This window comes from Neorhizobium descurainiae, assembly GCF_051400715.1.
Taxonomy (GTDB): Bacteria; Pseudomonadota; Alphaproteobacteria; order Rhizobiales; family Rhizobiaceae; genus Neorhizobium.
In genome coordinates, this window is sequence record NZ_JBLFFK010000008.1 from 28,997 (window position 1) to 47,827 (window position 18,831).

The 18,831-nt window shown below is 63.7% G+C and carries 19 protein-coding genes; 14 read left to right on the forward strand and 5 right to left on the reverse strand.

The genetic code is table 11. From position 1 onward, the window contains the following. The first annotated feature begins 3 nt into the window (after nucleotides 1-3). The 3 genes from ACMGE0_RS15485 to ACMGE0_RS15495 are packed head-to-tail and all read left to right on the forward strand — an operon-like array spanning nucleotide 4 to nucleotide 2,908. Entirely contained in the window at nucleotides 4-1,317 is a 1,314-nt protein-coding gene (locus ACMGE0_RS15485) for a TRAP transporter large permease (RefSeq protein WP_436816766.1), read from the forward strand. A gap of 23 nt (nucleotides 1,318-1,340) precedes the next feature. Then, complete coding sequence (locus ACMGE0_RS15490) at nucleotides 1,341-2,330, forward strand: TRAP transporter substrate-binding protein (RefSeq protein WP_436816767.1); 990 nt, start codon at nucleotides 1,341-1,343, stop codon at nucleotides 2,328-2,330. A gap of 56 nt (nucleotides 2,331-2,386) precedes the next feature. After that, nucleotides 2,387-2,908 carry a winged helix DNA-binding protein gene (locus tag ACMGE0_RS15495; protein ID WP_436816768.1) on the forward strand — a complete coding sequence of 174 codons (522 nt, stop codon included), beginning with the start codon at nucleotides 2,387-2,389 and terminating at the stop codon, nucleotides 2,906-2,908. 2 nt (nucleotides 2,909-2,910) lie between these two features. Here ACMGE0_RS15495 and ACMGE0_RS15500 read toward each other — a convergent pair whose 3' ends face one another. Continuing rightward, complete coding sequence (locus ACMGE0_RS15500; protein ID WP_436816769.1) at nucleotides 2,911-3,735, reverse strand: hormone-sensitive lipase; 825 nt, start codon at nucleotides 3,733-3,735, stop codon at nucleotides 2,911-2,913. A gap of 206 nt (nucleotides 3,736-3,941) precedes the next feature. Between ACMGE0_RS15500 and ACMGE0_RS15505 the strand changes: the two genes are divergently transcribed. The 8 genes from ACMGE0_RS15505 (at nucleotide 3,942) to ACMGE0_RS15540 (ending at nucleotide 11,682) form a co-directional block, all read left to right on the forward strand. Beyond that, nucleotides 3,942-5,567 (forward strand): AMP-binding protein, encoded by a 1,626-nt coding sequence (locus ACMGE0_RS15505; RefSeq protein WP_436816770.1) that lies wholly within the window; start codon nucleotides 3,942-3,944, stop codon nucleotides 5,565-5,567. A 153-nt stretch (nucleotides 5,568-5,720) separates the two neighbouring features. Continuing rightward, the gene (locus ACMGE0_RS15510; RefSeq protein ID WP_436816771.1) at nucleotides 5,721-6,857 is read left to right on the forward strand and encodes an ABC transporter substrate-binding protein; all 1,137 of its coding nucleotides are present in this window, start codon (nucleotides 5,721-5,723) and stop codon (nucleotides 6,855-6,857) included. A gap of 9 nt (nucleotides 6,858-6,866) precedes the next feature. After that, nucleotides 6,867-7,790: a branched-chain amino acid ABC transporter permease gene (locus ACMGE0_RS15515; RefSeq protein WP_436816772.1), complete on the forward strand. Its 924-nt coding sequence runs from the start codon at nucleotides 6,867-6,869 to the stop codon at nucleotides 7,788-7,790. Between the two features lie 7 nt (nucleotides 7,791-7,797). Further along, entirely contained in the window at nucleotides 7,798-8,772 is a 975-nt protein-coding gene (locus ACMGE0_RS15520) for a branched-chain amino acid ABC transporter permease (protein WP_436816773.1), read from the forward strand. After that, complete coding sequence (locus ACMGE0_RS15525) at nucleotides 8,765-9,514, forward strand: ABC transporter ATP-binding protein (RefSeq protein ID WP_436816774.1); 750 nt, start codon at nucleotides 8,765-8,767, stop codon at nucleotides 9,512-9,514. Before ACMGE0_RS15520 ends, ACMGE0_RS15525 begins: the two co-directional genes overlap by 8 nt. Continuing rightward, nucleotides 9,514-10,197: an ABC transporter ATP-binding protein gene (locus ACMGE0_RS15530; RefSeq protein ID WP_436816775.1), complete on the forward strand. Its 684-nt coding sequence runs from the start codon at nucleotides 9,514-9,516 to the stop codon at nucleotides 10,195-10,197. Before ACMGE0_RS15525 ends, ACMGE0_RS15530 begins: the two co-directional genes overlap by 1 nt. Nucleotides 10,198-10,200: 3 nt before the next feature. After that, nucleotides 10,201-10,713 (forward strand): MarR family winged helix-turn-helix transcriptional regulator, encoded by a 513-nt coding sequence (locus ACMGE0_RS15535; RefSeq protein ID WP_436816776.1) that lies wholly within the window; start codon nucleotides 10,201-10,203, stop codon nucleotides 10,711-10,713. Nucleotides 10,714-10,752: 39 nt separating this feature from the next. Beyond that, nucleotides 10,753-11,682: a glutaminase gene (locus tag ACMGE0_RS15540; protein ID WP_436816777.1), complete on the forward strand. Its 930-nt coding sequence runs from the start codon at nucleotides 10,753-10,755 to the stop codon at nucleotides 11,680-11,682. A gap of 48 nt (nucleotides 11,683-11,730) precedes the next feature. Here the strand turns inward: ACMGE0_RS15540 and ACMGE0_RS15545 are convergent, their stop codons facing one another. The 4 genes from ACMGE0_RS15545 to ACMGE0_RS15560 all read right to left on the reverse strand — a co-directional run bounded on the left by ACMGE0_RS15545 (nucleotide 11,731) and on the right by ACMGE0_RS15560 (nucleotide 16,008). Next, the gene (locus tag ACMGE0_RS15545; RefSeq protein WP_436816778.1) at nucleotides 11,731-13,248 is read right to left on the reverse strand and encodes a tripartite tricarboxylate transporter permease; all 1,518 of its coding nucleotides are present in this window, start codon (nucleotides 13,246-13,248) and stop codon (nucleotides 11,731-11,733) included. Nucleotides 13,249-13,269: 21 nt separating this feature from the next. Continuing rightward, complete coding sequence (locus ACMGE0_RS15550) at nucleotides 13,270-13,764, reverse strand: tripartite tricarboxylate transporter TctB family protein (RefSeq protein WP_436816779.1); 495 nt, start codon at nucleotides 13,762-13,764, stop codon at nucleotides 13,270-13,272. Beyond that, nucleotides 13,761-14,705 carry a Bug family tripartite tricarboxylate transporter substrate binding protein gene (locus ACMGE0_RS15555; RefSeq protein ID WP_436816780.1) on the reverse strand — a complete coding sequence of 315 codons (945 nt, stop codon included), beginning with the start codon at nucleotides 14,703-14,705 and terminating at the stop codon, nucleotides 13,761-13,763. The genes ACMGE0_RS15550 and ACMGE0_RS15555 overlap by 4 nt, the downstream gene beginning before the upstream one ends. Before the next feature lie 232 nt (nucleotides 14,706-14,937). Continuing rightward, entirely contained in the window at nucleotides 14,938-16,008 is a 1,071-nt protein-coding gene (locus ACMGE0_RS15560; protein WP_436816781.1) for an ABC transporter substrate-binding protein, read from the reverse strand. 185 nt (nucleotides 16,009-16,193) lie between these two features. Between ACMGE0_RS15560 and ACMGE0_RS15565 the strand changes: the two genes are divergently transcribed. From ACMGE0_RS15565 to ACMGE0_RS15575, 3 genes are all read left to right on the forward strand, one after another. After that, nucleotides 16,194-16,703, forward strand: a complete 510-nt coding sequence (locus tag ACMGE0_RS15565) for a DUF1993 domain-containing protein (protein WP_436816782.1) — start codon at nucleotides 16,194-16,196, stop codon at nucleotides 16,701-16,703. A gap of 71 nt (nucleotides 16,704-16,774) precedes the next feature. Further along, nucleotides 16,775-17,452, forward strand: coding sequence for a response regulator (locus ACMGE0_RS15570; protein ID WP_436816783.1), 678 nt, complete (start codon nucleotides 16,775-16,777; stop codon nucleotides 17,450-17,452). Then, nucleotides 17,449-18,831: a sensor histidine kinase gene (locus ACMGE0_RS15575; protein ID WP_436816784.1), complete on the forward strand. Its 1,383-nt coding sequence runs from the start codon at nucleotides 17,449-17,451 to the stop codon at nucleotides 18,829-18,831. Before ACMGE0_RS15570 ends, ACMGE0_RS15575 begins: the two co-directional genes overlap by 4 nt.

Consider the following 18,831-nt stretch of genomic DNA (forward strand, 5'->3'; position numbering starts at 1 on the left):
CGAATGGGAACGATCGAACTCGTCGAAATCGCCGGCATCGTTCTCGTGGCCCTGCTGGCGCTGCTTGCCGGCGGGGTCTGGATCGGCATATCGCTTTTGATTTGCGGCTTTATCGCCATGCTCTTCGTGCCGGGAATCCCGATCGGCGCGGTGCTTGCCACCAATTCCTGGAGCGGTGGCGCCTCCTGGTCGCTCGCGGCGCTGCCGCTCTTCGTCTGGATGGGCGAGATCCTGTTCCGCACCCGATTGTCGGAAGAGATGTTCCGCGGCCTGTCGCCATGGCTCGGCTGGCTGCCCGGCCGGCTGATGCATGTCAACGTGCTCGGCTGCGGTCTGTTTGGTTCGATCTCGGGATCCTCGGCCGCCACCACCGCAATGATCGCGAAGATCGCCCTGCCGGAACTCAAGAAACGCGGTTACGACGAGATGGTGAGCCTCGGCTCGCTTGCCGGCGCCGGCACGCTCGGCATCCTCATTCCGCCGTCGATCACCATGGTCGTATATGCGGTCGCGGCGAACGTCTCGATCATACAGATCTTCCTCGCAGGCTTCCTGCCGAGCCTCATCGTCATGGTGCTCTATTCCGGCTATATCATGGTCTGGTCGATGCTGAACCCGGACAAGCAGCCGCCGGCGCCGCCAAAGATGAGCCTCAGGAACAAGCTCAAGGAATCGGCGAACCTCATTCCCGTCACGCTGCTGATCGTGCTGGTCTTCGCGACCCTTCTCCTCGGTTGGGCGACGGCGACGGAATGCGCTGCGTGGGGTGTGCTCGGGTCGCTGGCGATTGCCGCCTGGTCGCGGACACTGACGCTGAAAGCCTTCTGGGAGAGCGTCATGGGAGCCATGCGGCTCACCTGCATGATCATGCTGATCCTGACGGGTGCCGGCTTCATGTCGATCGCCATGGGCTATACGGGCATTCCGAACGCGCTCGCCGCCTGGGTCGACAGCTTCGATCTCAGCCCTTACGCCCTGATTGCCGTGCTGACGGTCATGTATATATTACTCGGTGCAGCGCTCGACGGGCTCTCCATGATCGTGCTCACTACGGTCGTGGTTCTCCCGATGATCCAGCAGGCCGGTTTCGACCTCATCTGGTTCGGCATCTTCCTCGTGCTGATCGTCGAGATGGCGGAAGTCTCCCCTCCGGTCGGCTTCAACCTCTTCGTACTGCAGACGATGAGCGGCCGCGACAGCCTGACGGTCGCGAAAGCCTCGCTGCCCTTCTTCTTCCTGCTTGTGGCGACGGTCGCCATCATCACGGTCTTCCCGGATATCGTGATGGTTCTGCCGAAAATGGCATTCCCGGGATAACGTCTTGAAAAGGGGAATGAAAAATGACCATGCACTTCAAAGCCATTGCCCGCGTCGGCCTGACGGCCGCTGCGGTGATCGCCGGTGCCGGCGCCGCGCTGGCTCAGACCGCCTGGGTGCTGCCCTCGGCCTATCCGCCGGCCAATTATCACGTCCAGAATCTCAGCCAGTTAGCCTCGGACGTGGACGCCGCGACAAACGGGGCGCTGAAGATCAACATTCATCCGAACGCCTCCCTCTTCAAGGCGCCGGACATCAAGCGCGCTGTGCAGACCGGCCAGGCACAGGCAGGCGAGGTTCTGATCTCGCTGCACGAGAACGAGAACCCGGTTTTCGGCATCGACGTCGTGCCTTTTCTGGCGACCAGCTTCGATCAGTCGAAAAAGCTCTGGGCGGCCTCCAGGCCGGCCATCGAAAAAGCCCTCGATGCGCAGGGCCTCAAGCTCCTCTATGGGACGCCCTGGCCGCCGCAGGGCATCTTCACCAAGAAGGATGTCAACAGCGTTGCCGATCTCAAGGGACTGAAATGGCGCGCCTATAATGTCGGCACGTCCCGCATCGCCGAGCTGGTCAGCGCGCAGCCGGTCACCGTTCAGGCGGCGGAACTGCCGCAGGCGCTCGCGACCGGTGTCGTCGATGGCTTGATGACCTCCAGCGCGACGGGCGTCGATTCCAAGATATGGGAATCGCTGACCCACTATTACGATACCCAGGCCTGGATCCCGAAGAACGTCGTCTTCGTCAACAAGGCTGCCTTCGCCGCCCTCGACCCGGCCGTCCAGAAGGCCGTCACCGATGCCGCTGCCGCCGCCGAAACCCGCGGTTGGGGGCTCGGTGTGGAAAAGACCGCCGCCTACATGGACACGCTCAAGAAGAACGGCATGCAGGTTCTCGAACCGAGCGCCGATCTCAAGAAGGGCCTTGCGGATGTCGGCGCCAGGCTGACGGAGGACTGGTCGAAGAAGGCCGGCGCTGACGGCGCCGCCATTCTGGACGCCTACAGGAAGATGTGATCTGAGAGGCACCGCGGTCATCCCGGCCGCGGTGCTTTCGCTCCGGGAGGGAAATCATGTCATCGGAGAAGAATGAATTCGGCCCGATCGTTTCCTCCGGGCACCTGGCGAGCGGCGCATTGCCGGCCCTGTCGGAGATCGAGTTCGGCTTGATCATGCTCAATCACGCCTTCAGCCGCTGGATGGTGCGCTGCATGGCAGCCGCTGGCGTGCCGGATCTTTCGGCCATCGATATCCTCGTCCTGCACAACATCAACAGCCGCAACAAGCCGAAGACGCTTGCCGATATCGCCCTCGTCCTCAATATCGAGGATACGCATGTGGTCACCTACGCGCTGAAAAAGCTCGAACGGCTGAAGCTCATCAAATCCGGCCGCCGCGGCAAGGAAAAGCTGGTCATGGTGACGGAAGCGGGCGCCGATGCCTGCAAGCGCTATGCCGCGGTGCGCGAAGCGCTGCTCGTCAAGTCCGTGCTCGCGACCGAGGTCACCGGCGAAACGCTTTCGGCGATCGCCTCCCGCCTCCGCGCCCTTTCGGGCCATTATGATCAGGCCGCCCGCGCCGCCGCCTCGCTCTGATTTCAGGCGAAGAGTGCATCTATCAGCGGATGGTCGGGGTCCGCCATGCCATCCAGCACGTTGAAGTGGTGCTTGTCCGGCTCCTCGACGGCTTCCGTCTCTGCGCCGAGCCCCTTCCAGATGCCGGCGAGCAATGCGTTCTGTCGCACGAATTCGGCACGCTCCGCAGCCCCCACCCAGCAGGTGACGCGCGCGTTCGGCATGGGCTCCAGGAGAGCCGGGCTTTCAGCTAGCGCCTCCTCCCGGTCGATCCGCATCCTGGCGTTCGAGGAGAGATTGATGAGCGGCCTGAGATCGTGCAGGCCGGAGAGCGAGACGGTATTGGCGATGCGGCCGCGCACCGCTTCCGGCAGCGGCGAGGTGGTGCAGATCATCCGCGTCACCAGATGTCCGCCGGCCGAATGGCCGATCAGCCGGATGGGCCCGCCCACCTCTGCGGCAGCTGCCTCGATCGCCTTGCCGACCTCGATCGTAATGCCGGCAATGCGGTTTTCCGGTGCCAGCGTATAGCCGGGCACCGCAACCGCGTAGCCGCGCTTCACGGCGCCGTTGGCGAAATGCGACCAGTAGCTGTTGTCGAGCCCCACCCAGAAACCGCCATGCACGAAGACCACGAGGCCGGAAGGTGCGGATTCGGGCAGGAAAAGATCGAAGCGGTTGCGCGTCCTGTCACCATAAGTGAGGCCGAGTTTCGCGCGTCCTGCCGTAGCGAGTTCCTCGCGATAAAGCCGCGCCGGCTCTACCCAGGCGCCCGGCCAGCGGTCGCCCTGGGGAATGTTGATGCCGTTGGCATAGGCATTGTCCCAGTCGTTGATCCGATGGCGCATCTTCGTTTCTCCCTCGACGCTCTCCTGAATTTGGGCGCATACTGGCATTCCGGCTTCCGGCTTGGAAGCCGCTTTGCGTGCGGGAATGGCAGCGGAGAAGATTATTACAAACTTAAAATTTCTCTCTTGCAACCGGAAGGAAGCAGTGCTTTTCTGAACGAAAGGCAAAAAGCCGCTATGATAAAAATGCATTGGGGAATTCAGACATGCTGGGACCGTCAGGCCATCAGGATACGTTTGCCCGCGACAATCTTCCGCCCTTCGGTGAGTGGCCGGAAATCAAGCTCGACGGCTTCGAATACCCGGAATGGATGAATGCGGCGGTGGAACTGACCGACCGCATGGTGGAGAAAGGTTTCGGCGACCATACCGCTCTCATCGGCAACGGACGCCGGCGCACCTACAAGGAACTCTCCGACTGGACGAACCGCATCGCCCGTGCGCTGACCGAGGATTACGGTCTGAAGGCCGGCAACCGTGTGCTGATCCGCTCCGCCAACAACCCGGCCATGGTCGCCTGCTGGCTGGCGGCGACGAAAGCGGGCGCCGTGGTGGTCAACACCATGCCGATGCTGCGGGCCGGCGAGCTTGCGAAGATCATCGACAAGGCAGAGGTTTCCATGGCGCTCTGCGATACGCGCCTGATGGACGAGCTCGTGTCCTGTGCAAAGGAGAGCCGGTTCCTGAAACAGGTGGTCGGCTTCGACGGCACGGCCAACCATGACGCCGAACTCGACCGTGCCGCGCTGAACAAGCCGGTGCGCTACGACGCCGTGAAGACCGGCCGCGACGACGTGGCGCTGCTCGGCTTTACCTCCGGCTCGACCGGTATCCCGAAGGCGACCATGCATTTCCACCGCGATATCCTGATCATCGCGGATGCCTATGCGAAGGAAGTGCTGGATGTGACGCCGGACGACATTTTTGTCGGTTCGCCGCCGCTCGCCTTCACGTTTGGGCTGGGTGGTCTTGCGGTCTTCCCGCTGCGTTTCGGCGCGGCCGCGACGCTTCTGGAACAGGCGACGCCGCCGAAGATGATCGAGATCATCGAGACCTACAAGGCGACGATCAGCTTTACCGCACCCACCGCCTATCGCGCCATGCTGGCGGCAATGGATGCCGGTGCCGATCTTTCCTCGCTCCGCATCGCCGTTTCCGCCGGCGAGACCCTGCCGGGACCCGTCTTCGAGGAATGGGTGAGGAAGACCGGCAAGCCGATCCTCGACGGCATCGGCGCCACCGAAATGCTGCATATCTTCATTTCGAACCATCTGGGGGATGCCAAACCCACCTGCACCGGCAAGCCGCTGAGAGGCTATGAGGCGGTCGTCGTCGACGACGACATGAACGAGGTGCCGCGCGGCACGATCGGCCGACTGGCAGTCAAGGGGCCGATCGGCTGCCGATACTTGGCCGACGAACGGCAGAAGGATTACGTCAAGGGCGGCTGGAACATCACCGGCGATTCCTTCGTGCAGGATGAAGACGGCTATTTCCACTTCGCCGCCCGCTCCGACGACATGATCATCTCCGCCGGCTACAACATCGCCGGGCCCGAGGTGGAAGCAGCACTTTTGAAGCACGAAGCGGTGCTGGAATGCGCCGTGATCGGCGTGCCGGACGATGCCCGCGGCATGATCGTCGAGGCACATGTCGTTCTTGTGGATCCTTCGGCCGCCTGCGACGCACTGGCGAAACTGCTCCAGGAACATGTGAAGAGCGTCATTGCGCCTTACAAATATCCGCGCTCGATCGTCTTCGCCGATGCCCTGCCGAAGACCGAATCCGGCAAGATCCAGCGTTTCCGGCTGAAGCGGAAACTGTCCGCGTAACCATGTTTCCTTGCGGTTGAATTCGGCCGCATGTGTAGAGTGGAAGTTTCCACGCAAATGTGGAAGGTAATGAAAACCTTCGGCGGATCGCTGGCCGCCGTCGGGAAAATGAAAAATATGGGAACGACACAACAACAAACGGGAGTTCGTCACATGAAGAAAATGCTTGCTGCTGCCACGCTGGCGCTGAGCATGAGCACCTCCGGCCTCGCTTTCGCCGAACCGCTGAAGATCGGCATGATCACCACGCTTTCGGGCGGTGGCGCCGGCCTCGGCATCGATACGCGCGACGGCTTCATGCTGGCGATCAAGAATTCCGGCAACAAGGACATCACCGTCGTGACCGAGGACGACGCGCAGAAGCCGGAACTCGCCGTACAGATCGCCGACAAGATGATCCAGAGCGATCAGGTGGATATCCTGACCGGCATCGTCTGGTCGAACCTTCTGATGGCGGTGGCTCCGAGTGCGGTGGCGCAGGGCAAGTTCTACGTTTCGACCAATGCGGCCCCGGCCGCACTTGCCGGTGCGAACTGCAACAAGCTTTATTTCAACGCCGCCTACCAGAACGACAACCTTCATGAGGCGATGGGCGAATACGCCAATCGTTCTTACAAGAAGATGTTCATCCTCGCTCCGAACTATCCGGCCGGCAAGGATTCGCTGACCGGCTTCAAGCGTTACTACAAGGGCGAACTCGCCGCCGAAGTCTATACCCAGGTCGGCCAGACGGACTATGCCGCCGAAATTGCCCAGATGCGCGCCTCCGGCGCCGACGGCATCTTCGTCTTCTTGCCCGGCGGCATGGGCATCGCCTTCATGAAACAGTTCGCCCAGTCCGGCGTGAAAGTCCCGGTCATGGGCCCTGGCTTCTCCTTCAGCCAGGATGTTCTGCCGGCGATCGGCGACGCCGCGCTGGGCGCCAAGGCCTCCGGTCAGTGGGCGCCGGATTTCGACAACGAGGCCAGCAAGAAGTTCCTGGCCGACTTCCGGAAGGAATATAATCGTCTGCCGTCGATCTACGCCGTTCAGGCCTACGACGCCGCGCAGCTCATCCTGTCCGCCGCCGCCAAGGCGAGCGTGAAGGACGCCGATGCCTTCGGTGCGGAACTCAAGAAGGCCGACATCCAGTCGCCGCGCGGCAACTTCAAGTTCAACACCAACCAGCACCCGATCCAGGACATCTACCTGACGGAAGTGGTGAAGCAGGACGGCGTGCTGACCAACAAGACGGTCGAGAAGATTTTCACCGATCATGGCGACGCCTATGCCAAAGACTGCAAGATCTAAGGTCTTCTCGTGACCGTTGCACTTGCTCTCGAGCAGTTGCTGAACGGCCTGCAGCTCGGCGTCATGTTGTTCCTCATGGCCGCCGGGCTGACGCTGATCTTCGGCGTCATGGGCCTGATCAACCTCGCTCACGGCTCGCTCTACATGGTCGGCGCGTTCGCCTGCGCGGCGGCCGCGGCCTGGACCGGTTCGTTCTGGATCGGTCTGGTCGCGAGCCTCGTCGCCGCGGCAGCCGCCGGCGCGATCGTCGAGCTCGTGGTCATCCGCAGGCTTTATGATCGCGATCATCTCGACCAGGTGCTTGCAACCTTCGCGCTGATCTTGATGTTTTCGGAAGGCACGCGCTGGCTGTTCGGCTCGTTTCCGCTGTATCTCGATATTCCTCCGCTGCTGCAGGGCGCGGTGCCGTTGCCGGGCGGCACGGAGTATCCCGTCTACCGTCTGGCGATCATCTCCGCCGGCGCGGTCGTCGCTTTCGGGCTTTACGTGCTGATCTCCGGGACCCGGCTCGGCATGCGCATCCGCGCCGGCGAGAGCGACCGCGAGATGATCGGTGCGCTCGGCGTCGATATCCGCACACTCTACACGGTCGTTTTCGCGCTCGGCGCGGCGCTGGCCGGTTTTGCCGGCGCCATGGTCGGCGCCATCCAGTCGGTGCAGGTCGGCATGGGCGAGCCGGTGCTGATCCTTGCCTTCGTGGTGATCGTCATCGGCGGCATCGGCTCGATCAAGGGCGCTTTGCTCGGCGCGCTGCTGGTCGGCGTCACCGATACGATGGGCCGTTTCCTGCTGCCGAAGCTGATGACGCTCTTCGTGCCGCCGGCTCAGGCTGGCATGATCGGCGGCGCGGCCGCCTCGATGCTGATCTATATCGTCATGGCGGTCATTCTTGCGGTGAAGCCGCGCGGCCTCTTCCCGGCAGCACATGCGTGAGGTCGGAATGCTGAGCCGCGAAAACCTCGTCAATATCCTCCTGGCTGCACTTCTGCTGGCGGTGCCGCTGGCCGCCAAGGCCCTCGGCCAGCCTTTCTACGTGACGCTGGCGACCCGTATCGCCATCCTGGCGCTCGCCGCGACCGGCCTCAACCTGGCGCTGGGTCTCGGCGGCCTCGTCTCCTTCGGACATGCGGCGTTCTTCGGGATCGGCGGTTATGCCGCCGGCATTTTGGCGACGCACGGTTTTTCCGGCGATCCGCTCATCTTCGGCCTGCCCGGGACGAACCAGATGTGGGTGATCTGGATCGTCGCCATAGTAGTTGCGGGCCTGGTCGGGCTCGCCATCGGCGTGATCAGCCTCCGCACATCAGGCGTCTACTTCATCATGATCACGCTCGCCTTCGCGCAGATGGTCTATTATTTCGCGGTTTCCTGGCCGGCCTATGGCGGCGAGGACGGGCTGTCGATCCTCGTCCGGAACCAGTTTCCGGGCGTCATGACCATGCGGCCCTTGAGCTTCTTCCTGATCTGCTACGTGATCCTGCTGGCCGGCATCGGTCTTTTCGCGCTGATCCGCGCCTCGCGCTTCGGTTCGGCCCTGCAGGCGGCGCGGCAGAACGAGGTGCGTGTCGCGACCGTTGGCATCGAGCCCTACCGCGTCCGGCTCACCGGCTTCGTCATCTCGGCGATGATGACGGGCTTGGCCGGCGCACTGTTTGCCGATCTCAACCGGTTCGTCAGCCCGTCCATGCTCTCCTGGCACATGTCCGGCGAATTGATCGTGCTGATCATCCTCGGCGGCACAGGCCGGCTGTTCGGGCCGCTGGTGGGCGCGGCACTCTATGTCGCCTTCGAATATGCGCTTGGCGGTTTGACCGAACGCTGGCAGTTCTTTCTCGGCCTGATCCTGCTCATTGTGGTACTCTTCGCCCGTGGCGGCCTGCTGGGGCTTCTTGCCGGAAAGGCCAAACATGGTTGAGCCGGTCCTTGAGATTTCCAATCTCGTGAAGAGCTTCGGCGCGCTCCGGGCGACCGACGGCGTGACGCTCGATCTTCGCCCCGGCGAAATCCACGCGCTGATCGGCCCGAACGGCGCCGGCAAGTCGACGCTGATCCACCAGATCTGCGGCACCCTTCGCCAGGACTCGGGCTCGATTCGTTTCGCAGGAGAGGATGTCGGGACGTTGAGCGTCGCCGAGCGCGCCCGGCTCGGCCTTGGCCGCACCTTTCAGGTCTCGTCGCTGGCGCCGGAATTTTCCGCGCTTCGCAACGTCATGCTGGCGGGGCAGGCGCGGGAGGGTTCGAGCTTCCACTTCTTCAAGCCCGTGATGCGCGACAAGACGCTGATCGACACGGCCATGACAATGCTGGAACGCGTCGGGCTGACGGCGCGCGCCCGTATCCCCGCCGCCGAGCTTTCCCATGGCGAACGCCGCCAGCTCGAAATCGCCATGGCGCTCGCGCTGCAGTCGAAGGCCTTCCTGCTGGACGAGCCGATGGCCGGCATGGGGCCGGAGGGCTCCAAGTCGCTGACGCGCTTCCTCGATACGCTAAGGAAGGAAGCGCCGATCCTGCTCGTCGAGCACGACATGGATGCGGTCTTCGCGCTCGCCGACCGCATCTCTGTGCTCGTCTACGGCCGCATCATAGCGACGGGCACGGTGGACGAGATCCGCCGCGATCCGGCCGTGCGCACCGCCTATCTCGGAGATCACGCCTGATGCTGCTCGATGTTGCAAAGATCGAAGCATTCTATGGCGCGAGCCAAGCGCTGTTCGGCGTCGACCTGTCGGTGGCGGAAGGCGAGGCCGTGGCGCTGATGGGCCGTAACGGCATGGGCAAGACAACGACGATCCGCGCCATCTGCAATCTCAATCCACCAAGGGCCGGTGGCGTGAAAATCGGCGGCGTGGATACAAGCGGCAAGCGGCCGCACCATGTGGCAAAGCTCGGCATCGGTCTTGTGCCGGAAGGCCGCCGCTGCTTTCCGAACCTGACGGTGCGCGAGAACCTGGTGGCCGCCGCCCGGCCGGGCAAATGGACGTTGGAGCGCGTCAACGAGCTTTTCCCCCGGCTTGAGGAGCGGCATGCCCAGATGGCACGCTCGCTTTCCGGCGGCGAGCAGCAGATGCTGGCGATCGGCCGTGCGCTGATGACCAATCCGCGCCTGCTGATCCTCGACGAGGCGACCGAGGGCCTTGCCCCGGTCATCCGGCAGGATATCTGGAAGGCCATACGGCGTCTGAAGGCGGAAGGTCTTTCGATTCTTGTGGTGGACAAGACGCTTTCGGAGCTTTTGCCGGTTGCGGACCGCTGCGTCATTCTGGAAAACGGAAGGAGCGCCTGGAGCGGCAGGCCCGCCGACCTGACGAGCGAATTGCAGGATCGATATCTCGGGGTGTAAACGATGGATGGAGAAGCGGCGAGCGCCGATCTGGAACTGATCGTCCATGGTCCGCATGGGAAGAACAAGCCGGAAACACGGCTGTGGCTGCGCATGCTCTCCACGACCAAGCTGATCACCACGGAAATCCGTCGCCGCCTGCGCGTCGAGTTCGGCGCGACGTTGCCCCAGTTCGACCTGATGGCGCAGCTCTATCGTGAGAAGGACGGTTTGAGGCTCGGCGAACTTTCCAAGCGCACGATGGTCACCAACGGCAATGTCACCGGCCTGGTCGAAAGGCTGGAGGCGGACGGACTTGTCCTGCGGGTGACCCCCGACGGGGATCGCCGCGTCACCGTCGCCAAGCTGACGCCGGAGGGAACGGAGCTTTTCGTCGCGATGGCCGCCGCCCATGAAGGCTGGCTGCGCGACATCATGGCGGATGTCGATCCGGCGACGATCGCCTCGTTGTGGTCGGAAATCGGCGCCGTGAAGGCATCCGCCAGCAACCATCTTTCCGGCAGCGCCTTCGAATAGTAAGGCTCGTTCGAGCGCGGAACGAATTCGGGGTGAAAGATGGCAGACCTGCAGGCGATCGTCGACGAGATCCACGACAAGCTGACGCCGCGGCTCGGCGAAGGCAAGGTCGCCGATTACATCCCGCAACTCGCCCATATCGACCCGAGGAAATTCGGCATGGCGGTCATCGATGTCGATGGCCAGGTCTTCAAGGCCGGCGATGCCGATGTGCCCTTCTCGATCCAGAGCATTTCCAAGGTCTTCACCCTGACGCTGGCGCTCGGAAAGCACGGAGAAACCACCTGGAACCGCGTCGGCCGCGAGCCGTCGGGCTCGGCTTTCAATTCGATCGTCCAGCTCGAACATGAGGAGGGCAAGCCGCGCAACCCCTTCATCAATGCCGGCGCGATCGCGGTCAGCGATCTCGTGCTTGCGGGACACACACCGCGCGAGGCGATCGGCGAGATCGTCCGCTTCGTGCGCTATCTTGCCGATGACGAAACCATCGCCATCGATCCGGACGTGGCGAAATCGGAGCAGGCGACGGGCTACCGTAATTTCGCGCTCGCCAATTTCATGCGCTCCTTCGGCAAGCTCACTCACCCGGTCGAACATGTGCTGGGCGTTTATTTCCATCACTGCGCGCTCGCCATGACCTGCACCCAGCTTGCCCGGTCTGGTCTTTTCCTGGCGGCATCGGGCCGCAATCCGCTGACGGGGCACACCGTCGTTTCCAGGCAACGGGCGCGGCGCATCAACGCGCTGATGCTCACCTGCGGGCATTATGACGGGTCGGGGGATTTCGCCTATCGGGTTGGCCTGCCGGGCAAAAGCGGCGTTGGCGGTGGCATCCTGGCAGTGGCGCCGGGCAAGGCTTCGGTCGCCGTCTGGTCGCCGGGCCTCAACCACAACGGCAATTCACTGCTTGGCTCGCTGGCCCTGGAAATGCTCGCTATGCGCACCGGGTGGTCGGTGTTCGGTCAATAAAAAACCCGGTCGAAACCGGGTTTTTGAGTTTTGCGGCAGTTTTTTTGATCAATCCTCACTGGCTGCCATCTGCGAGAGCACTTCCCCGCGTCCGCGAGCCCGCAGGATGAGCGGAACGATGAGCGCCAGCGCCGCAAGCACGAGCAGCACGGCGGCGATCGGCGAGGTGAAGAGCACCGTCACGTCGCCCTGGCTGATCGCCAGCGCACGGCGGAGCTGCTGTTCGGCGAGCGGCCCGAGGATGAGGCCGACGACGACCGGTGCGATCGGATAACCGAAGACGCGCATCACGTAGCCGAGCAGGCCGAAGGTAAGCAGCATGCCGAGCTCGAAGACGGACGGGTTGGCGCCGATCGTGCCGAGCGTCGCGAAGAGCAGGATGCCCGCATAGAGCCACGGCTTGGGAATGGTCAGCAGCTTCACCCAGAGGCCGACGAGCGGCAGGTTCAAGACGAGCAGCATCAGGTTGGCGATGAGCAGCGACGCGATCAGGCCCCAGACGAGCTGCGGGTTGGTCGCGAAAAGCAGCGGGCCCGGTTGCAGGCCGTATTGCTGGAAGCCAGCGAGCATGATCGCCGCCGTCGCCGTCGTCGGCAGGCCGAGGGTGAGGAGCGGCACGAGCGTGCCGGCGGCCGAAGCGTTGTTGGCGGCTTCCGGACCGGCCACGCCTTCGATCGCCCCGTTGCCGAATTCCTCCGGGTGCTTCGTCAGGCGCTTCTCGGTCGCGTAGGAAAGGAACGTGCCGATTTCGGCGCCGCCCGCCGGCATGGCGCCGATCGGAAAGCCGATCGCGGTGCCGCGCAGCCACGCCTTCCAGGAGCGCGCCCAGTCCTGGGCATTCATCCAGACGGAGCCCCTGACCGCCTCCACCTTGTCCGGCCCCTTGTCGCCCTGGGCGGCGATGAACAGCGTCTCGCCGATCGCGAACATGGCAACCGCCATGGTGGTTACCTCGATGCCGTCCAGCAGGTCCGGGATACCGAAGGAGAGGCGGTTCTGGCCCGTGAGCTGGTCGATGCCGACAATCGAGAAGGCAAGTCCGATGAAGAGGGAGGTCAGGCCGCGCAGTGTCGAATCGCCGAAGGCCGACGAGACGGTGACGAAGGCGAGCACCATCAGCGCGAAATATTCCCGCGGTCCGAAGACCAGTGCCAGCCTGACGATATAGGGCGCGATGAAGGCGAGCAGCAGCGTGGCGATGAGACCGGCGACGAAGGAGCCGATCGCCGCCGTTGCCAGCGCCGGCCCGCCTCGCCCGTTGCGGGCCATCTTGTTGCCCTCCAGCGCGGTCACGATCGAGGCGCTTTCGCCCGGCGTGTTGAGCAGGATCGAGGTGGTCGAGCCGCCATACATGCCGCCGTAGTAAATGCCGGCGAACATGATCAGCGAGCCGGTCGGGTCGAGCCGGTAGGTGACGGGCAGAAGCAGCGCCACGGTGAGCGCCGGGCCGATGCCGGGCAGCACGCCGACGGCGGTACCGAGCGTCACGCCGATCAGCGCATAGAGGAGGTTCATCGGCTGTGCGGCCGACATAAGCCCCTGGAGAAGAAATTCGAATGTGCTCATAATCTTACTCTCGTGGCCCGATCACCAAAACAGACGTTCCAGCGGACCCGCCGGAAGCGAGAGCTGCAACAGGCCTGCAAAGATCAGCCAGATGACGAGACAGAGGACGATGCCGACCGGAATGGTGATCCACAGCTTGCGCCTGCCGAAACCGGCGGCCGTCAGTCCGAAGAGAACGCCGGTGGCGATCGAGAAGCCGGCGGGACGCAGAAGCAGCATCTGTGCCGCCAGACCGGCGACGATCCAGACGACCGGGCCGAACTCTTGCTTCTCGCGTTCCGGGAAGTCGCGGCGCAAGGCAGCGACCACGGTCCAGATCGCAAGCCCGATCAGCGCGAACCCGATCCAGTCCGGAATGGTCGCAGGCCCCACCTGCGAATAGCCGGCCATGCCCTTGAGCCGCGACACGTCGACGAAGATCACGGCGGCGATGGCGACCAGGACGGCGGCAATAACAAGCGCCGCCCTGTCGGGGCGGCGCTGTTCGGCGGTCGTTTTGCTGTTGTCGGGGCTCATTTGACCAGTCCGATGTCTTTCAGAACCGTTTCCGTTGCGGAAATATCCTTGGCGAGCTGCTCCTCGAAAGCCGGGCCTGCGAGATAGGTGTCGGCCCAGCCCTTGGTCTTCAGCGTCTCCTGCCAGGTCTTGGACGTGGCGAGCTTTTCGACATCCGCCAGAACCGCGGCTTTCTGCTCGTCGGTCAGGCCCGGCGCTGCGGCCACCATGCGCCAGTTCTGCAGCACGACGTCGAAGCCGGATTCCTTGAGCGTCGGGGCATCGATGCCTTCCACCTTCGCGTCGGAGGAGATAGCGAGCACGCGCAGCGTGCCGGCCTTCACCTGGGCTTCGAATTCGCCGTAGGACGAGACGCCGGCGGTCACCTGGGCGCCGAGGATGGCAGCCAGCGCTTCGCCGCCGCCCGAAAACGCGATGTAGTTGATCTTGGTCGGATCGACGCCGGCAGCCTTGGCGAGCAGGCCGACGAGAATGTGGTCCGTGCCGCCGGCCGAACCGCCGCCCCAGGAAACCGCACCCGGATTCTCCTTAAGCTTGGCGACGAGATCGCCGATCGTCTTGATGTCGGACGAGGCAGGAACGACGATCGCCTCGTATTCGCCGGTGAGACGGGCGATCGGGGTGACGTCCTTGAGCGTGACCGGCGAGTTGTTGGTGAGGATCGCGCCGACCATGACGTAGCCGCCGACCATCAGCGCGTTCGGATTACCCTTCTGCTGGCTGGCGAACTGGGCGATGCCGATCGTGCCGCCGGCGCCTGGGACGTTGATGACCTGCACGTTGTTGGAGATCTTCTCCTGCTGGAGCGTGGTCTGCAGCGAGCGGGCCGTCTGGTCCCAGCCGCCTCCCGGCGCTGCGGGAGCCATGATCGTGTAGTCGGCCGCGGCGGCCGGCAGAGCGAGCGCGCCCGCGAGAAGGGGAGCGAGGAAGAAATGTTTCAAGGGTCGATCCTCCGTTGGCGTCGTCAACGACGCGAATGTTTCTTTTGGCGAAACGATAGATGGAACGGTCGGCAACAGCCGGCCCGAAGCCCTCCCGTCGTTGATCGGGTCCCCGCCTCCAAACGGGGGCCGATTAGACATAAGCCAGCATATGAAGCTGACATCTACCTGACATTTTTCGCGAGGCCGGTTTTTGACAAGGGGTAAGAGGCTGGGTTGCTCGAAATTTATCCTATTGCAGCCTGAGAACCTCGTTCCAGCGGGAAATCAGCCGGGCCCTCTTCACCTGGTCGAGATAGACCATCAGCCCAAGGCTGACGGGAACCGGTTTCAATTGTCCGCCGAGCATTTCCCTCAGCGTCGTTGCGGTATTGTTGCCGGCGACTTCGGGGCTGACGGCGGGAATCTGCAGCTCGCGTGCCATGATCGTCTGGCCTTCCTTCGACATGAAAAACTGCAGATAGCGCTTGCCGAGATCCGGCGCGGCAGCCGCCTGCGGCACGAGGCCGATCCGCGACATGACCACGGTATAGTCCTTCGGAAGGACGATGCCGACATCCGGATGGCGCGAGGCCCAGTCGGCGGCATAGGAGCCGAGGATGTTGTAGCCGAGCAGGAAGCGGCCGTCGGCGACGCGCTCCAGGATCGCCTGGCTGGTGGAGTAGAGCTTCACGCCTGCAGCACCCATCGCCCGGATCACCGACCAGATGTCGCTGAACTGCTCCTGGTCCCGCGACATGAAGAGAAAGCCGACGCCGGAACGTTCGATGTCGTAGGTGCCGATCCGCCCGTAGATCGCGTCGCCCTGCTTCTGCAGGAATTCGACGAATTCCGCCCGGGTGGAAGGCGGCGGGGATTCCTTGAAGCTCGGCTTGTGATAGACGAAGACGGCCGGTTCGAAGGTGAGCGCATAGGCCGTGTTGCGCCAGTTCGCCCAGGCAGGCCATTGGCCGCTCATCGGCAGGTCGCTCGCCTGCGCATAACCGTCGTTGGCGAGCTTCACCTGCAGGTCCATGGCGGAGGAAAACGCGAAATCGGCCGTTTTCTGGCCGGCATCCGTCTCCCGCACGATCCGGTCGTAGATCTCGCCCGTCAACATGTCCTCGTAACGCACCGCCACATCCGGGTTGGCGGCTTGAAAACCGGCGATCATCGGTTTGGCGAGCGGCTCGTCGAGCGACGAATAGACCGTGAGAAGCGGCGTGCCTTCCAGGCCCGAAAGCGCCGGAAACAAAGTCGTACCCGCTTTCGCGAGACCCGGCGAAAGAGCAAGACAGAGGAAGAGGAGCAGTATGCTTTTCATGGGCGCACAATAGCGCCGCGCCGAGTGGCGCGACAAGCGGATTGGAATACGTGTTACATCTCCGCCACGATCGCTTGGATGCAACGTCCGCCCGCTTGCTTTCCGATCCGCTGCCATTACCTGTGGGCGGTCTTTTTTTACGCCACAAAGCCGGCGCCCCGCCCCCCAAGCAAAGGTCAGAATCCATGTCGCTCTCGCTCTACGATATCACCGTACCGGTCTTCATCCGGGCTTTCGGCAATCTCACGGAAATCCTGAAGAAAGGCGAGGCTTTCGCCGACGGGAAGGGCATTCCGCACAAGGAACTCCTCGAAACCCGGCTGATCGACGACATGTATCCGCTGACCGCGCAGATACAGCGCGCCAGCGACACCGCAAAATTCGTCCCCGTCCGCATCGGCCAGGTGGAAAACCTGCCCATGGCCGACGACGAGGTCACCTTCGCCGATTTGCATGCCCGTATCGAAAAGACCGTCGCCTTCCTGAAGAGCGTCGATCCGGCGAGCATGGCGGACCGCGAGGATGCCGAAGTCATCATCAAGTCCCGCAGCGGCTCGACCGCTTATACGGGCAAGAGCTATGTGCTTGGCTTCGCGCTGCCGAATTTCTATTTCCACGTCACCACGGCCTATGCGATCCTGCGCCACAAGGGCGTTCCGGTCGGCAAGATGGATTATATCGGCCGCACGCAATAACCATGGCCTCAACGCATCCGTGACTTACCCCCCGCGCGCCTGTAAACTGGCGGAAAAAAGGGAAACATCGGGTGCGTATTCTTCTGGTCGAGGACAATCAGGCGTTGGCCGAGGGGCTGACGGCCATCCTGCGCGGCAGCGGCTATGCGGTCGATGCGGTGGCCGACGGCGCTTCGGCCGAGGCGGTCGCCGCGGCGGAAGCCTATGATCTCGTAATCCTCGACCTGAACCTGCCGGAAATGGACGGGCTCGACGTCTTGCGCGCCATGCGCGCGCGGCAGAACAAGGCCGCGGTGATGATCCTGACGGCCCGTGGTACCCCCGAGGAGCGGGTGAAGGGCCTCGATCTCGGGGCCGACGACTACATGATCAAGCCTTTCGACATTTCCGAGTTCGAGGCGCGCATCCGCGTGCTGCTGCGCCGGCAGGCGGGCCTGAGAAGCTCGATCGTCAGTTATGGCGGCGTCACCTTCGACCTCAATTCCCGCACCTTCTCCAGCCATGGCACGCCGCTCGATATTCCGGCCCGCGAGGTCGCTCTTCTGGAGCTGCTCTTCCTGCGCGCCGGCAAGGTCGTCTCCAAGGATGCGATCATGCGCTCCGTGACCGGCTTCGACGACGATCTCTCCGCCAACGCGATCGAGCAGTATGTAAGCCGCCTGCGCCGGCGTCTGGCATCGCATGGGCTGACCGTGAGGACTGCCCGGGGCATCGGCTATTATCTCGAGACCGTGGCCCCCGTCTCATGACGCCCGCAGCCGCCTATTCGCTGCGCCGCCGGCTGCTCGCCTGGCTTCTCGCCTCGACGGCGGTGATCGGCTCGGCTGCCATGATCGACACCTGGGACGAGGCGGTCGATACGGCGAACGAGGTCTCGGATCGCGTGCTCGCCGGCTCGGCGTTGGCGATCGCCGAGCGGGTGATCGTGTCCGAGAACGGCTCGCTGGAAGTCGATATCCCCTATGTGGCCCTGGAGATGCTGACTTCGGCAGCCCAGGACCGCGTCTTCTACCGGGTCGACGGCCCGCCCGGCACGTTCATTACCGGATACCAGAACCTGCCGTCGATCCCGCGCCGCGAGGGGCAAGCGGCGGCCTTCGAAAACGCCACGTTCCGCGGCGAGCCGATACGCGTGGGCGCACTGGCGCGCTCCGCCTCGACCGGCATCAATTCGGTGCCCTTTATCGTCACGGTCGCGGAAACGACGATCGCCCGTCAGCAGTTGACGCGCACGATCCTGATCCGCTCGGCCCTGCGTCTGCTCTTCATGATCGCCGGCGCGGCGGTGATCGTCTGGGTGGCTGTGACGCTCTCGCTCCGGCCGCTTTACCGCTTTAGCGAGGCGATCGCCGAACGCAGCCCCGACGATCTCCACCCGATCGGCGAACGCGTGCCGAACGAGGTGCAGGGCCTGGTCGATACGGTCAATTCCTTCATGGTGCGGCTCGAAGGGGCGCTTGAGGCGCTCCGCCATTTCACCGGCAATGCCAGCCACCAGCTCCGCACGCCGCTTGCGATCATCCGCACCCAGCTTGCGCTGGCGGGCCGGGCGAACGACCTCGACGAGGCGAAGGAGGCGGCGCGCAAGGCGGACGAGGCGGTGGCGGATGCCGAGCGCATCCTGGCCCAGCTCCTGTTGATGGCGAAGATCGACGCCGCCACCCGTTCCGCCTCGATGCAGCGGATCGACCTGACGGCGCTGGCGCAAGGCGCGACCGCCGATCATGTGCCGCTCGCCGCGGAAGCCGGCATCGATCTCGGCTTCGAAGGCGAGGATGAGGTTGCGGTTTCTGCGGAGCCGCTGCTGATCGGCGAGCTCCTGAAGAACCTGATCGGCAACGCGTTGCTCTATGCCGGCAATGGCGCGGAAGTGACGGTGCGCGTCAGGCAGGACGGCGAGGCCGCGGTGCTGGAGGTGGAGGATGACGGACCGGGCATCCCGCCGGAAAAACGGACTTCGGTGCTGAAGCGCTTCGAGCGCGGCGACCGGACCGACAAATCCGGTACCGGCCTCGGCCTGCCGATTGTCGAGGAGGTCGCCCGGCTGCACGGCGCGACCCTGGCGCTTGCGGAAGGCCGGGAGGGCAGGGGATTGAAGGTCGAGATAAAGTTTCCCATAGCCGGCTAA

Bases quoted from the DNA above. Each gene is read 5' to 3' on its own strand.
- ACMGE0_RS15485 (WP_436816766.1), top strand. From the start codon at position 4: ATGGGAACGATCGAACTCGTCGAAATCGCCGGCATCGTTCTCGTGGCC.
- ACMGE0_RS15490 (WP_436816767.1), top strand. From the start codon at position 1,341: ATGACCATGCACTTCAAAGCCATTGCCCGCGTCGGCCTGACGGCCGCT.
- ACMGE0_RS15495 (WP_436816768.1), top strand. From the start codon at position 2,387: ATGTCATCGGAGAAGAATGAATTCGGCCCGATCGTTTCCTCCGGGCAC.
- ACMGE0_RS15500 (WP_436816769.1), bottom strand. From the start codon at position 3,735: ATGCGCCATCGGATCAACGACTGGGACAATGCCTATGCCAACGGCATC.
- ACMGE0_RS15505 (WP_436816770.1), top strand. From the start codon at position 3,942: ATGCTGGGACCGTCAGGCCATCAGGATACGTTTGCCCGCGACAATCTT.
- ACMGE0_RS15510 (WP_436816771.1), top strand. From the start codon at position 5,721: ATGAAGAAAATGCTTGCTGCTGCCACGCTGGCGCTGAGCATGAGCACC.
- ACMGE0_RS15520 (WP_436816773.1), top strand. From the start codon at position 7,798: ATGCTGAGCCGCGAAAACCTCGTCAATATCCTCCTGGCTGCACTTCTG.
- ACMGE0_RS15525 (WP_436816774.1), top strand. From the start codon at position 8,765: ATGGTTGAGCCGGTCCTTGAGATTTCCAATCTCGTGAAGAGCTTCGGC.
- ACMGE0_RS15530 (WP_436816775.1), top strand. From the start codon at position 9,514: ATGCTGCTCGATGTTGCAAAGATCGAAGCATTCTATGGCGCGAGCCAA.
- ACMGE0_RS15535 (WP_436816776.1), top strand. From the start codon at position 10,201: ATGGATGGAGAAGCGGCGAGCGCCGATCTGGAACTGATCGTCCATGGT.
- ACMGE0_RS15540 (WP_436816777.1), top strand. From the start codon at position 10,753: ATGGCAGACCTGCAGGCGATCGTCGACGAGATCCACGACAAGCTGACG.
- ACMGE0_RS15545 (WP_436816778.1), bottom strand. From the start codon at position 13,248: ATGAGCACATTCGAATTTCTTCTCCAGGGGCTTATGTCGGCCGCACAG.
- ACMGE0_RS15550 (WP_436816779.1), bottom strand. From the start codon at position 13,764: ATGAGCCCCGACAACAGCAAAACGACCGCCGAACAGCGCCGCCCCGAC.
- ACMGE0_RS15560 (WP_436816781.1), bottom strand. From the start codon at position 16,008: ATGAAAAGCATACTGCTCCTCTTCCTCTGTCTTGCTCTTTCGCCGGGT.
- ACMGE0_RS15565 (WP_436816782.1), top strand. From the start codon at position 16,194: ATGTCGCTCTCGCTCTACGATATCACCGTACCGGTCTTCATCCGGGCT.
- ACMGE0_RS15575 (WP_436816784.1), top strand. From the start codon at position 17,449: ATGACGCCCGCAGCCGCCTATTCGCTGCGCCGCCGGCTGCTCGCCTGG.